Raw genomic sequence first — 13,972 nt, 5'->3', positions numbered from 1 at the left:
GTCACGTATCGTCGCAACAACTGCTTAACGGTCCACTAGACCAGATAGAGTAAAAAGGTGACTTCAACAACCCCTGAACTTCGTCTCTTCACCTCGGAATCCGTAACCGAGGGACACCCGGACAAGATTTGCGATCAGATTTCGGACGCGATCCTCGATGCCATGCTGGCGCAGGACCCGGATTCCAAGGTCGCCGTCGAGACCCTCACCACCACCGGCCTGGTCCACGTGGCCGGCGAGGTGACCACCAACGGCTACGTGGAGATCCCTGAGATCGTCCGCAAGACCATCCTGGACATCGGCTACGACTCCTCGGCCAACGGCTTTGACGGCGCCCGCTGCGGCGTGTCCGTGTCGATCGGCCAGCAGTCCCAGGAGATCCACGACGGCGTCTTCAACTCGCTGGAATCGCGTGAAGGCACTGCGAAGGATCCTCGCGACCTGCAGGGCGCCGGCGACCAGGGCCTGATGTTCGGCTACGCCTCGGATGAGACCGACTCGCTGATGCCGACCCCGATCTTTCTCTCGCACCGCCTCTCCGAGCGCCTGACCCAGGTGCGCAAGAACGGCCGCATGCCGTTGCTGCGCCCTGATGGCAAGACCCAGGTGACCATCGGCTACGACGGCGACAAGCCGGTTTCCGTGGATACCGTCGTGGTTTCCAGCCAGCACGCCTCGGAATACGAGCTGGCCACGCTGAAGGCCGACCTGCACGAAGAGGTCGTCACCCCGATCCTGGAGCGCTCCGGCCTGGACGTGTCCAACACCAAGATCATCTTGAACCCATCGGGGCCGTTCATCATCGGCGGCCCGGTGGGCGACGCCGGCCTGACCGGACGCAAGATCATCGTGGACACCTACGGCGGATTCGCCCGCCACGGCGGCGGCGCGTTCTCCGGCAAAGATCCATCGAAGGTCGACCGCTCGGCAGCCTACGCCATGCGCTGGGTAGCGAAGAACGTCGTCGCTGCAGGCTTGGCACGTCGCGCAGAAGTCCAGGTCGCCTACGCGATCGGCGTGGCCCGTCCCGTGGGCCTGTACGTCGAGACCTTCGGCACGGAAACCGTGGACCCCGCCAAGATCACCAAGGCCATCAACGAGGTCTTCGACCTGCGCCCGCTGGGCATCATCGAAGATCTTGACCTGAAGCGCCCGATCTACCGCAAGACCGCTGCCCACGGCCACTTCGGCCGCGAGGACAACGACTTCACCTGGGAAAAGTTGGACCGAGTCGACGCATTGCGCAACTGGTTCAACGCCTAGGAAGCAAAGAGTGCAGCAAGATGCCCTCATCGCAGCACCCGAGCCAACCCGCATCAAACGGGTTGCCCGGGTGCTGATTGATTCTTCCGTCCCGCACCTGGATCGCCTCTTTGACTATGAGGTTCCGGCTTCCATGGCCGAACAGGCGGTTCCCGGGATCCGCGTGAAGGTTCCCTTTGGCCCGCAGCAATTAGCCGGCTTCATCATCGAGATCCTCGAGGACCATCCCTCGCCGATGAAACTGCGTCCCCTGGCTAAAATCGTCAGCGACCAGGTCGCCCTCTATCCAGAAGTCATCGAAGCGGCGTCTGAGGTAGCGACGCGCTACGGTGGAACCCTCTGGGATGTTGTGCGCTTGGCCGTGCCGGCCAGGGCCGCGAAGGTCGAAAAGGAAGAGCTCGCCACCACTGCACCGACCCTGCCGCAAGGGCCCAACCAGATCGAGCGCTATGAGCACGGTCCCGAAGCCCTCGATGCCTGGGAGACAGGGGCGACGCTCCGCGCCGTGGCCACCTGGGTGCCGAATGTCCAGGGGTTCTGGCCAGGATTCCTCATGGACGCCGCCCGACCGGTGCTCGAACGCGGACGCCGTGTGCTGATCATCGTTCCCGACGCGCGGGATCTGAAAATCCTCGGCGACTATCTGGACGTCGAATATGGGGCCGAAGCTTACGCCCGGTTGCAAGCCGACGACGGCCCCACCCCGCGCTACCGCAATTTCCTGCGTGCCATCGGCGGCCACGTGCAGATCGTCATCGGCACCCGCTCGGCAGCACTGTGCCATGTGCCCGATCTTGAACTGATGATCATCTGGCAGGACGGCGACCAGTCACACCGCGAACAGCGCGCGCCCTATCAGCACAGCAGGGAAGTGGCGTTGCTGCGCAGCGCGCAGGCGGAGATTTCACTGCTCATCGCCTCGCCAGCCCGATCCGTCGAAGCGCAAAGGCTGGTGGCCACCGGCTGGGCGACCGAATTGAAGCTGCCCCGCGACTTGTTGCGTGAGCACACGCCGCGGGTTGTCGCCACTACCAACGATTTCGAGCTGGAGCGCGATCCGCTGCTGGCCCGCGCCCGCATCCCCTCGGTGGCATGGCGGGAGGCGAGCAAGGCCCTGGAGCGCGGACCGGTGCTGGTCCAGGTCGCGCGCACCGGATTCGTCCCGGCGGTAGCCTGCCAGGACTGCCGTACGCTGGCGCGCTGCACCCAGTGCCAAGGGCCGCTTCATATCGCTGGCAAGCAATCCCATCTGGCCTGCCGATGGTGCGGCGAACAGTTCCACGACTATCGCTGCCAGAATTGCGGTTCGCCGCGTATCCGGGCTGCAAGCATCGGGGCCGAACGCACGGCCGAAGAGCTGGGGCTGGCCTTCCCGAAGGTAAGTGTTATTTCCTCCACGGGAGCAAAACCTGTCGACAAGATCAGCTCTAAACCGGCCCTGATCGTGGCAACACCAGGAGTCGAACCGATAGCTGAAGCCGGATATGCCGCGGTGCTGCTGCTCGACGCGGACAAGATGCTCGCTCATGACTCCCTGCGCAATGCCGAAGAAGTGCTTTCTCGGTGGTTCAGCGCCGCCTGCCTGGCGCAAAGCGACGGGGTCGTGGTGCTCACCGGCAACCCGAGCCCGGCCGGAGCGAGCCTGGTGCGCTACGACCCTGCAAGCTTTGCCGAACGCGAGCTTGCCGAACGCCGCGAGGTGGGCTTGCCGCCAGCGGTGCGCAGTGCCGTCATCACCGGGCAGGGGGCGCAACGCCTGATTGCCGCGCTTGATGTCGCCACCCGCGCACGGGTGCAGATCCATGGGCCCACGGTGATCGACGGCCCGCCGGTCGAGCACAAATATGTGCTGTTCTTCTCCTATGCCGATGGCCCGGAGGTGACCAGCGCGCTGCGCCACCTTCGATCGACAATGTCCGCCGCCAAGGACCCGGTGGTGAACATCGCGGTCGATCCCGACAACGTGCTTTAGACCGCTTGCGGCTGGTTGCCCAGCGAACGCAAGAACCTGTCGATTTCGTTGGCGGTTTCCGGGGCCTTTTCGTAGTGGATCAGGTGCCCGACTCGTTCGAGCATGACCAGACGCGCCTGGCCGAAGCTGCTGCGCAATTCCTCTTGGGTTTGCTCGGTGCCCAACTCGTCCTGCTTTCCGCCGATCATCAGGGTCGGCAGGCTGATTGCGGGGGAGTAGTGCCCGACCGTGGAGCTGATCGATGCATGGTAGGACTGGGCCAGAGTGCTGGTGGAGTGGAATCCGCCAAAGTACAGGCGGTGCTGCTCGCGCACATAGGCGCGCATTTGCCGGTCTTTGCTCTTGGTCATCACCACGCTCATCGCATCACTGAACAACCGCGAGCGAAGCAGCGGTTCGGCGATGGCCGCCGGCAGTTTCGCGCAGACCTCGTAGTACGCACTGGTGATTTTGGCCAGCAGCGCCTGGGAGGAGTCCAGCGCCAATTCGGAGATCGGGTTCAGCAGCAGCAATGAGGCGAAGGGGCGCGTGGTTGCCAATTTCGCGGCGACGATCGATCCGAAGGAATGGCCCAGCAAGTGGACCTTGGCATCCAGCTGCAGCTCGTTGGCCAGCACCTCGAGGAATTGCGCGTAGCCGTCGACGTCATGCTTCAGCTCGCTCATCGAGGTGGATGCGCCGAAGCCGGGCAGGTCGGGGACGATCACCGTGTAGTGTTCAAGGTGCTCGACGATCCTGGCCAACCCGTGGTGATCCCCGCGGAAGCCATGGACCGCGAAGATCACGCCGCGCGATGGCTCTTGTGCCACAGTGGTGAAGACGCGCACGGTGGCGCCGTAGAGCTGATGCGTGGTGATGAGCTGTTCTCGTTGGCGCATGGATCAAATCCTACCCGTCGAGCAGGGCCAATGCCGTGCCCTCGTCGATGACCAAGTCGGTGATCAGCCCGCCCTTCAGCGCCCCGCGCACCGCTTCGAGCTTTCCGCGCCCGGCGACCACGCAGAAGCGCGTGGGCACTCGGCGCAGTGAATCAAGGGTGGGGCCGGTGGACCGTGCGTTGAGCGAAATATTGGAGCTGTTGCCGTCCTTGTCGAAAAAGACGGTCGCCACATCACCCACCACCCCCATCTCCCGAAGCTCCTGTGTTTCGCTTTTGGTCAGGTAGCCGCCGCGGTAGACCTGGGATATGACTGCCGACCCCGCCGAGCCCAAGGAGAATACGGCGAGGTTCATCTCCTGCTGGACCGTCAGCACGCGCTTGATCGACGTTTCCTGCCACATCGCTTCACGGGTCGAGGCGCGATCGAAGAAGGCCGGCACCGGGAACTGCTCGGTGCGGGCGGTGAAGGCCTGGCCGAACCGGGTCAGGATGTCACTGGCGTAGCTCACCCCGCTGGTGACCGGGTTGGCCGCACCGTTGAGCTGCACGATCTTGGTGTCGTGCGTCGGATGGGAGGTGAGCGCCGAGGACACCGCCTGCATCGTCGATCCCCAGGCCACGCCCACCGTCATCGACGAGGAGACGATATCGCCCAGCAGGTAGGCCGCATGCGCCGAGACGCGGGCAAGCAGTTCGGAATCATCCATGGACCCGTCGGTGGGCACCACATTGAAGCTCACCCCGTAGTGCTCGGAGAGCTGGTTGCCCAGCAGGGCAGACATGTTGGCGCTGGGCGTGATGCTGATCGAAACCATGCCGGTGCGCTTGGCATGGGTGAGCAGCCGGGAGACCGTGGAGCGCGATGTACCCAGTTCCTTGGCGATCACTTCCATTTTCATGTCCTGCAGGTAATAGAGCTGGGCTGCCCGCAGTGCGTCCTTGGCCTTGGGCGTCGTGTGCACGGATGTGCCAGTCACGCCGCGCTTATATGGTCCCCCGGACGGAGTTTTCTTCATCAATCTGACCATTTCTGCACGTTTGTGCATTTTGTTTGACCGAATTGCCGTTCAGTAACAAGACTAGCCTCAGACTTATTCATTTGTTACAAAGGGGCACAAATCGTGATTCGGGAACAGCTATCCAAACTGCGTGAACGCCCGCAGGCGCGGGTACTGGTAGTTGGCGGTGGCATCAACGGCGTAGCGACCTTCCGCTACTTGGCCATGCAGGGCATCGATGTTGCGCTGATCGAACGCGGCGACTACAGCCAGGGCGCTTCCGGCGCCAGCTCGCACATGATCCACGGCGGCATCCGCTACCTCGAAAACGGCGAGTTCCGCCTCGTCCACGAATCGGTGCAGGAACGCAACTCCCTGCTGGAGATCGCTCCGCACTACGTGAAGCCGCTGCAGACCACCATTCCGATCTTCTCCACCTTCTCCGGGATCCTCAGCGCACCCATGCGCTTCTTGACCCATAAGTCGGGCAAGCCCACCGAACGAGGCGCGGCACTGATCAAAGCCGGCCTGATCATGTACGACGTGTTCGCTGGCATCGGCGGACGCAACACCCCTTGGCACAGCTTCAAGTCCGGCAAGGCAGCCCGTGCCGATCTGCCGCAGCTGCGCGACGACGTGAAGTACACCGCCACCTACTTCGACGCCTCCGTGCACAACCCGGAGCGCCTCACCCTCGACGTGCTGCGCGAAGGCCTAGACGCCAATGAGAAGGCCCGTGCCAGCAACTACGTGGAACTCACCGGAGTCGACGGCGGCACTGCGAAGCTGCGCGATGTGCTCACCGGCGACGAGTTCGACTTCGACGCAGAAGTGATCATCAACGCGACCGGTGCCTGGGTCGACCTGACCAACAAGGAACTGGGCCGCGAAACCAAGTGGACCGGCGGCACCAAGGGATCGCACATCGTGCTCGATCACCCTGAGCTGCTCGAAGCCACCGGCGGACGCGAGATCTTCTTCGAGCACGAAGACGGCCGCATCGTGCTGATCTACCCGATGCTCGGACGCGTTCTGGTTGGCACCACCGACCTCGAGCACGATATGAACGAGCCAGCGGTATGCACCGACGAGGAAGTACAGTACTTCTTCGATCTGATCCACCATGTCTTCCCTGGCATCAAGGCCACCGAGGACCAGATCGTGTACAAGTTCTCCGGCGTGCGCCCGCTGCCAAACCACGACGACACGGCGCCTGGCTTCGTCTCCCGCGACTACCAGGTGAAGGAAACCCGCCTGACCGACAAGACCACGATGCTTTCGCTCATCGGCGGAAAGTGGACGACGTTCCGCGCGCTCAGCGAAAATCTGGGTGCCAAGGCCCTTCAGTTCCTTGGTGAGCGCCAGGTCAAGTCAACCGCCGGTGTGGCTATCGGTGGCGGCAAGAATTTCCCGACCAACGATGGGGCGCTGGCAGCCTGGTACGCGGCCCGCGAATCCAAGGCTTCGCGTGACCGCCTGCGCGTATTGCTCGAGCGCTACGGCACCCGCGCCGACTTCGTGCTGACTCAGCTCGGCGAGAAGGAGCAGATGCTGGAGCACACCGATGAGCTCTCCTGCCAGGAGATCGCGTACTTGGCCCGCAACGAGCAGGTCGGCCGCCTGATCGACGTATTCATCCGCCGCACCAACCTTGCCTTCCGTGGCTTGGTGACAAAGAATTTGGTCATCGAGGTAGCAAACTGCCTAGCTGACCCAATGGGTTGGGACCAGTCTCAACTACAAACCGAAATCGACCATTCGCTCTCGGTTCTCGCAGATAGCCATGGAGTGATCCTGGGCTGATCTGCCACGTGGCCGGCGGCAGGTAGCCGCCGGCAGTCGAAATCACTAAGAGGTCAACGATGTCCACTCACGTGTTTTTCGCCGAGCTTTTCGGCACATTCGTACTATTGCTGATGGGTACCGGCGTCTGCGCCAACGTCGCCCTGAAGGGTACCTTGGGAACCGGCGCAGGCTGGCTAGCCATCAGCTTCGGCTGGGGCCTTGGCGTTTACAGCGGCGTATGGATCGCCGGCATTTCCGGCGCCCACCTGAACCCCGCAGTTACCTTGGGCCTATTGGTCAACCCTGACGTAACCGAATACGCTCCAGGAGTTGCCATTACCCTGGGCAACACCCTGCTGTACTTCCTGGCCCAGTTCATCGGTGCCTTCCTCGGCGCGGCCGGCACCTGGCTGGCCTACAAGAAGCACCTGGATGATCCGCAGAACGCAGGCAACCAGCTGGGTGTTTTCGCCACCGGACCAGCAATTCGCTCCTACGGCTGGAACCTGGTCACCGAGATCTTCGGCACCTTCGTCCTGGTCTTCGTGATCGCCGGCCTGGGACACACTCCGCACCAGCTTGGCCCACTGGCCGTAGCCCTGCTAGTTGTCGCAATCGGCCTGTCCCTTGGCGGTGCTACCGGGTACGCCATCAACCCATTCCGCGACCTTGGCCCACGTGTGGCCCACGCAGTGCTGCCGATCCAGGGCAAGGGCTCCTCGGACTGGGCCTACTCGTGGGTTCCATTGGCCGGACCAGCAATCGGCGGTATCCTTGGCGGACTTGTCGCCGCGCTAATGTTCTAGAAAGAGAGCAGTAAATCATGAGTGAAAAATTTGTGATCGCTATTGACCAGGGCACGACCAGTTCGCGCGCGATTGTTTTCAACCACGCGGGCGACGTGCACTCGGTCGGCCAGCTCGAACACGAGCAGATCTTCCCGGCCGCAGGTTGGGTCGAGCATGACCCGGCCGAGATCTGGAACAACGTGCGCGAGGTGATCGGCCAGGCATTGTCCAAGGCCAATCTGACCCGCCACGACATCGAAGTCGTCGGCATTACCAACCAGCGCGAAACCACCGTCGTATGGGATAAGACCACCGGCGAGGCCGTATACAACGCCATCGTCTGGCAGGACACCCGCACCCAGGACATCGTCGACGAGCTGGCAGCCGACGGTGGCGTGGACCGCTACAAGGAAACCGTTGGCCTGCCATTGGCCACCTACTTCGCCGGCACCAAGATCAAGTGGATCCTGGACAACGTCGAGGGAGCACGCGAGCGCGCGGAAGCCGGCGACCTGCTCTTCGGCACCACCGACAGCTGGGTCTTGTGGAACCTGACCGGCGGCACCGACGGCGGCGTGCACGTCACCGACGTGACCAATGCTTCGCGCACCTTGTTCATGGACCTGGAGACCCTGCAGTGGGATGAGAAGATCCTCGCTGATTTCGGTGTGCCGCTGTCGATGATGCCCGAGATCCGTTCCTCCTCCGAGGTGTACGGAACCGTGCATACCAAGCAGCTGCTTCGCGAAGTTCCAGTGGCTGGCATCCTCGGAGACCAGCAGGCTGCGACCTTCGGGCAGGCAGCCTTCACCGCAGGCACCGCGAAGAACACCTATGGCACCGGCTGCTTCTTGATCTTCAATACCGGAACCGAGATCGTGAACTCGACCAACGGCCTGCTGACCACCATGGCCTACAAGCTCGGCGATGCCAAGCCGGTCTACGCATTGGAAGGCTCGATCGCTGTCGCAGGCTCGCTGGTGCAGTGGCTGCGCGACAACATCGGCATGATCTCCTCCGCACCGGAAATCGAAGAGCTGGCTGCCAAGGTGGATGACAATGGCGGCGTGTACGTGGTGCCAGCGTTCTCCGGCCTGTTCGCACCTTACTGGCGTTCGGATGCCCGCGGCGCCATCGTGGGACTGACTCGGTTCGCCAACAAGAACCACATCGCCCGTGCCGCGTTGGAGTCCACCGCATTCCAGACGCGCGAAGTGCTCGACGCAGTGAACGCCGACGCCGAAGTTCCGTTGACGGAGCTGAAGGTGGACGGCGGCATGGTCGCCAACGAGGCGCTCATGCAGTTCCAGGCCGACATCCTGGGCGTGCCGGTAGTTCGCCCGAAGGTCACCGAAACCACCGCACTGGGCGCCGCTTATGCCGCTGGCTTGGCAGTGGGCTTCTGGAAGGATCTGGGCGAGCTGGAAGCCAACTGGTCCGAGGACAAGCGCTGGGAGCCAACCATGGATGAAGACGCTCGTGAACGCAACCTTCGCCTGTGGAAGAAAGCCGTGACCCGCACCTTTGATTGGGTCGACGAAGATACCAAGGCCTAGCCTGGACATATTCGTTAACAATTGAGCGCACAACGACGCCCGAACCCTAGACGGTTCGGGCGTCGTTGCGTTAGGACGGTGAATCCTCAGTCCTGCTCGGGCTCGCCGGGCTGATCGCCGGTGGGCTCGCCGTTGGAGGATTCCAGCGTGTTCTCGGGAGACAGGTCGGGCTGGGACGGCTCAGGGGCGTCGCCAAGCTGCAGGGCGCCCCAATAGGTATTGCGACGCGGCTTTTGTTCCGGATCAAGATGCTCGGGCAAGATCACATGGGGGAGCCCGTCGACATCCACGATCTTGATTTGCTCCGCATGCCGTTGATGATGCCCCGTAGTGCACACCCCGGCGCCCGACCAGACACTGGTTTCCCCGCCTTCAGACCAAGGCACCTCATAATGGTCCGTTTCGGTTTTATCGGGAGGCGTCGTGCAATCGGGCACGATGCAGCCACGATCCCGGGCCATGATGGCCATTCTGATCGCCCCTTTGTGGAATCGCCGGGATCGGCCCATATCCAAGGGCTGGCTATTGGAGCCCAGCACCAGCGGGATGATTCCTGCATTCGCTAGAAGCCGTCTGAGCTCGCCTGGCGGAATGTCCACCCCGTGGGCGCTGACGCCGTGTGCCTCAGCCAGGTTCTGCAAGTCGCTGAGCCACATGTACACCAATACCTTGGGAACGATGCTCTTGGACTCGCCCGAAGCCCTGGTGGCGACGAGCATGGCCATCAGTGCGTTGAGCCGGCGCTCGGCGGCGCTGGGAGCATCGCCCTCTTCAGCCACATCTTCGGTTTGCCGGTCTGCTGGTGGTTCGGCAGCGCTATCACTCGCGGACCCATGATCGGCGGCATCACGCTCTTGCTCGCTCTCGCCGCGGGCCCATTCCGGCATCGGCTGCTCGCTGATCAGCCAGTCCGGCGTTGAAGCGGAAGAGCTTTCTTGCTCCGGGCCGGTGCCTGTGCCGCCATCGTGCCCGGTGTCTGGTTCATTGGCTTGGTTTTCATCGAGCCGGGTCTTCTTGCGTGCTGCCCTGCCGGCCTTGGAGCGGGGATTGCTCGCCTGCGCAGCCATGGAGTGGAAGACCTCGGCTTGGGTGGCATCGGTGCGCAAGTGGAAGCAGTGCACGCCGCCGATCACCTTGCCAACGAAGAAGCCGAGCTTCGGCGGGAGAACCATCCCGTGCGCTTCCTTGTATTGGTTGATCTGGGCGTCGATCTGTTTTCGGGCTGCGTTGGGTCCGTGTTCGGCCAGGATCCGCGCAGCGCTTTCCTCCAGCGGCAGGCCATCGCTTCCACGGGCCTGCAGCTCGGTGCCCACCCCGTCAAAAGTCGTATCTTCGGGTTCCAATTTCTCCAGCTGGCGTGAAACCCGGGCAATTCTGTGTCGATCAATGCCGCCGCGGGCAAAGAGGTCGGCAAGGTGCTGGAAACGCGGTTCGCATTGCTCGCCGCTGGGAGTACGCCGGCCGATCAGCAAATGCGCATCGTCGATTCGGCGTTTCGCTTCAAAGTAGCTGATGCCCAGCCACGCTGCGATCACCTCTGCCGCGTTGCCGTAGCAGGTCCGTCCGGCAGCTAGTTCCGGCGGCTTGGCGAAGAAGGCATCGACTTCACCGGCCGGCAGTCTTGGCACCCGGCGCAGCGCATCCAAGGTAGGCAGGCTCAGTGCGTGGGCCGCGCTCAATTCGACATCGAGGGCGACCACGGCTTTCTGGTACTGCATCTGCTGCTCGACGCGCTCGATGAACTCCAGCTGGATCAGCGCCAGACGCGCATCCCTGCTCTCATGCACCAGCTGCCCGATCCCAGTGAGGATCTTCAGGCACATTGCGCCCAGCTGGATGAGCACGGCATGGCTGAGCTGGGGACCGAGTTTCCAGGGACCCCGGCACAGTTCGAGCAATGCAGCCAGATGGGCGGTGAAGTTCATGAACCTAGGATTCCCCTGCGGCGCAGGCCGGGATCGAACACTTCATCCGTTTGTGGATAACGCGCTGGCTGCCTGAGGGCTTGCGCGTGAAAAGGCCACGACGGCGGCTGTGTCGCATCTAGCTCTTCACCAATGCGCGCCACTAGGCGATGTGCGATAGAATCGCGATATGCATTCAAAGCGCAACCTAGTTTAAGCACGGCCATTGGCCGTACCCCCGAGTGGAAATTTGGGGGCTTTTGTTGTGTCTGGAACCAAAAACAAGTTTTCCTATCGGAAATATTCCGCAAAGCGTGTGAGAAGAGCAGCGTGACATCATCGACGAACGAACCTAGGACCTACGACTTCAAGGACATCGAGTCCAAGTGGCTGCCGGTATGGGACGAGCTAGAAGTATTCAAGCCCGCCGATGATGGCAGCCGCGAACGCCGCTACGTGCTAGACATGTTCCCTTACCCTTCGGGCGACCTGCACATGGGTCATGCCGAAGCCTTCGCCATGGGCGACGTGGTCGCCCGCTACTGGCGCCTGCGCGGCTATGACGTGATGCACCCGATCGGCTGGGACTCCTTCGGCCTGCCGGCAGAAAATGCCGCGATCAAGCGCAACAGCCACCCCGCCGAGTGGACCTACAAGAACATCGACACCCAGGCGGCCAGCTTCAAGCGCTACGCCATCTCGGCTGACTGGGATCGCCGCCTGCACACTTCGGATCCCGAGTACTACCGCTGGACCCAGTGGCTGTTCAACAAGTTCTACGAAAAGGGCCTGGCCTACCGCAAGGACCACCCGGTCAACTGGTGCCCCAAGGACCAGACCGTGCTGGCCAACGAGCAGGTCGTCAACGGCGCCTGCGAGCGTTGCGGCACCGCGGTGACCAAAAAGAGCCTGAACCAGTGGTACTTCAAGATCACCGACTACGCTGATCGACTGCTCGAAGACATGGAGCAGCTGTCGGGCCACTGGCCTGAGCGCGTGCTGCTGATGCAGAAGAACTGGATCGGCCGCTCCGAAGGCGCCGAGGTGACCTTCGAGATCGAAGCCACCGAGGCCAAGCCTGCGGTGGAGATCCCGGTCTTCACCACCCGTCCGGACACCCTGTACGGTGCCACCTTCATGGTCGTGGCCGCCGACGCCGACCTGGCCGGCGAACTGGTCACCGCTGAGCACCGCGAAGCGCTGGAAGCCTACCAGGAGCAGGTCAAGGCGCTGAGCGAAATCGAGCGCCAGTCCACCGAACGCGAGAAGACCGGCGTCTTCACCGGCCGCTACGGGATCAACCCGCTGTCGGGGGAGAAGCTGCCGATCTGGGCCGCCGACTACGTGCTGGCCGACTACGGCACCGGTGCCATCATGGCCGTGCCCGCGCACGACCAGCGCGACCTGGACTTCGCCCGCACCTTCGACCTGCCGGTGCGCGTGGTCGTCGAAACCGGCTTGGAGGACCCTAACGAGACCGGCACCGCCACCGCCGGCGAGGGCCAGCTGATCAACTCGGGCGAGCTGACCGGCTTGGAGAAGAAGGAAGCGATCGCCAAGGCGATCGAGATCGTGGAAGCTGCCGGCACCGGCAAGCACACCATCAACTTCCGCCTGCGTGACTGGCTGCTGTCCCGCCAGCGCTTCTGGGGCACCCCGATCCCGATCATCCACTGTGCTGATTGCGGCGAGGTCCCGGTTCCCGAGGACCAGCTGCCGGTACGCCTGCCGGAGAACCTGCGCGGCGAGGATCTGGCGCCAAAGGGCACCAGCCCGCTGGCCGCCGCCGAAGAGTGGGTCAACGTCGCCTGCCCGAAGTGCGGGGCGGACGCCAAGCGCGATACCGACACCATGGACACCTTCGTGGACTCCTCGTGGTACTTCCTGCGCTTCGTTTCCCCGGACTACACCGAGGGGCCGTTTGATCCGAAGGCTGTGCGCGACTGGATGCCAGTGGGCCAGTACGTTGGCGGCGTGGAGCACGCGATTCTGCACCTGCTCTACTCGCGCTTCTTCACCAAGGTCATCCACGACCTGGGCCTGATCGACGCCACCGAGCCATTCAGCGCGCTGCTGAACCAGGGCCAGGTGCTCAATGGCGGCAAGGCCATGAGCAAGTCGCTGGGCAACGGCGTGGATCTGGGCGAGCAGCTGGACAAGTTCGGCGTGGACGCCGTGCGCCTGACCATGGTCTTCGCTTCGCCTCCAGAGGACGACGTGGACTGGGCTGACGTGTCGCCATCGGGCTCGCAGAAGTTCCTGGCCCGCGCTTGGCGCATCGCCCAGGACACCACGAGCGAAGCCGGCGTCGACTACGCCGCCGGCGACAAGGCGCTGCGCCAGGTCACCCACCGCACCGTGCACGAGTCCGCACAGCTGCTGGATTCGGGCAAGTTCAACGTGGTGATCGCCAAGACCATGGAGCTGGTCAACGCCACCCGCAAGACCATCGACTCCGGCGCCGGGGCAGCAGACCCTGCAGTCCGCGAGGCCGCCACGGTCGTCGCCCAGCTGCTGAGCCTGTTCGCTCCGTACACCGCGGAGGACATGTGGGAAGCTTTGGGCTACGCACCATCCGTGGTCACCAGTGCCTGGCCAGAAGTGGACGAGTCGCTGCTGGTGGATGACACCATCACCGCGGTCGTGCAGATCAAGGGCAAGGTGCGCGCGCGCCTTGAGGTATCCGTGGACATCTCCGAGGACGAACTGCGCGAGCAGGCCCTGGCCCATGAGGCAGTGGTGAAGATGCTCGACGGCAAGGCACCGCTGAAGGTGATCGTGCGTGCGCCGAAACTGGTGAACGTGGTTCCTGCCCCGTAAGCTCGG

9 protein-coding genes are annotated in these 13,972 nt (G+C 63.1%); 6 read left to right on the top strand and 3 right to left on the bottom strand.

What is annotated here, in order from left to right; all coding sequences use genetic code 11:
- The first annotated feature begins 57 nt into the window (after positions 1-57).
- Positions 58-1,263, top strand: coding sequence for a methionine adenosyltransferase (metK, locus tag D3791_RS16525; RefSeq protein WP_172512851.1), 1,206 nt, complete (start codon positions 58-60; stop codon positions 1,261-1,263).
- A 10-nt stretch (positions 1,264-1,273) separates the two neighbouring features.
- Positions 1,274-3,235: a primosomal protein N' family DNA-binding protein gene (locus D3791_RS16520; RefSeq protein WP_172512850.1), complete on the top strand. Its 1,962-nt coding sequence runs from the start codon at positions 1,274-1,276 to the stop codon at positions 3,233-3,235.
- Here the strand turns inward: D3791_RS16520 and D3791_RS16515 are convergent.
- Entirely contained in the window at positions 3,232-4,113 is an 882-nt protein-coding gene (locus D3791_RS16515) for an alpha/beta fold hydrolase (RefSeq protein WP_022875175.1), read from the bottom strand. The two genes, D3791_RS16520 and D3791_RS16515, sit on opposite strands and share 4 nt — an antisense overlap.
- 10 nt (positions 4,114-4,123) lie before the next feature.
- The gene (locus D3791_RS16510) at positions 4,124-5,092 is read right to left on the bottom strand and encodes a sugar-binding transcriptional regulator (RefSeq protein ID WP_321171297.1); all 969 of its coding nucleotides are present in this window, start codon (positions 5,090-5,092) and stop codon (positions 4,124-4,126) included.
- Between the two features lie 144 nt (positions 5,093-5,236).
- On the opposite strand from D3791_RS16510, the gene D3791_RS16505 reads away from it, so the two are divergent.
- The 3 genes from D3791_RS16505 to glpK are packed head-to-tail and all read left to right on the top strand — an operon-like array spanning position 5,237 to position 9,242.
- Positions 5,237-6,916, top strand: a complete 1,680-nt coding sequence (locus D3791_RS16505) for a glycerol-3-phosphate dehydrogenase/oxidase (RefSeq protein ID WP_022875173.1) — start codon at positions 5,237-5,239, stop codon at positions 6,914-6,916.
- Positions 6,917-6,975: 59 nt separating this feature from the next.
- Complete coding sequence (locus tag D3791_RS16500; protein WP_022875172.1) at positions 6,976-7,704, top strand: MIP/aquaporin family protein; 729 nt, start codon at positions 6,976-6,978, stop codon at positions 7,702-7,704.
- A gap of 17 nt (positions 7,705-7,721) precedes the next feature.
- Positions 7,722-9,242 carry a glycerol kinase GlpK gene (gene glpK / locus D3791_RS16495; protein ID WP_172512849.1) on the top strand — a complete coding sequence of 507 codons (1,521 nt, stop codon included), beginning with the start codon at positions 7,722-7,724 and terminating at the stop codon, positions 9,240-9,242.
- Positions 9,243-9,328: 86 nt separating this feature from the next.
- On the opposite strand, the gene D3791_RS16490 is transcribed toward glpK, so the two are convergent.
- A complete protein-coding gene (locus D3791_RS16490; protein WP_172512848.1) occupies positions 9,329-11,167 on the bottom strand; it encodes a DUF222 domain-containing protein in 1,839 nt (612 codons plus the stop codon).
- Between the two features lie 309 nt (positions 11,168-11,476).
- On the opposite strand from D3791_RS16490, the gene leuS reads away from it, so the two are divergent.
- Complete coding sequence (gene leuS / locus D3791_RS16485) at positions 11,477-13,966, top strand: leucine--tRNA ligase (protein ID WP_172512847.1); 2,490 nt, start codon at positions 11,477-11,479, stop codon at positions 13,964-13,966.
- Positions 13,967-13,972 lie beyond the last annotated feature (6 nt).

This window comes from Glutamicibacter mishrai (assembly GCF_012221945.1).
Classification (GTDB): Bacteria; Actinomycetota; Actinomycetes; order Actinomycetales; family Micrococcaceae; genus Glutamicibacter; species Glutamicibacter mishrai.
This window is presented reverse-complemented; position numbering and strand designations above follow the sequence as displayed.

Coding starts and splice junctions, on each gene's coding strand:
- D3791_RS16515 (WP_022875175.1), bottom strand. CDS start 4,113: ATGCGCCAACGAGAACAGCTCATCACCACGCATCAGCTCTACGGCGCC.
- D3791_RS16500 (WP_022875172.1), top strand. CDS start 6,976: ATGTCCACTCACGTGTTTTTCGCCGAGCTTTTCGGCACATTCGTACTA.
- D3791_RS16490 (WP_172512848.1), bottom strand. CDS start 11,167: ATGAACTTCACCGCCCATCTGGCTGCATTGCTCGAACTGTGCCGGGGT.
- glpK (WP_172512849.1), top strand. CDS start 7,722: ATGAGTGAAAAATTTGTGATCGCTATTGACCAGGGCACGACCAGTTCG.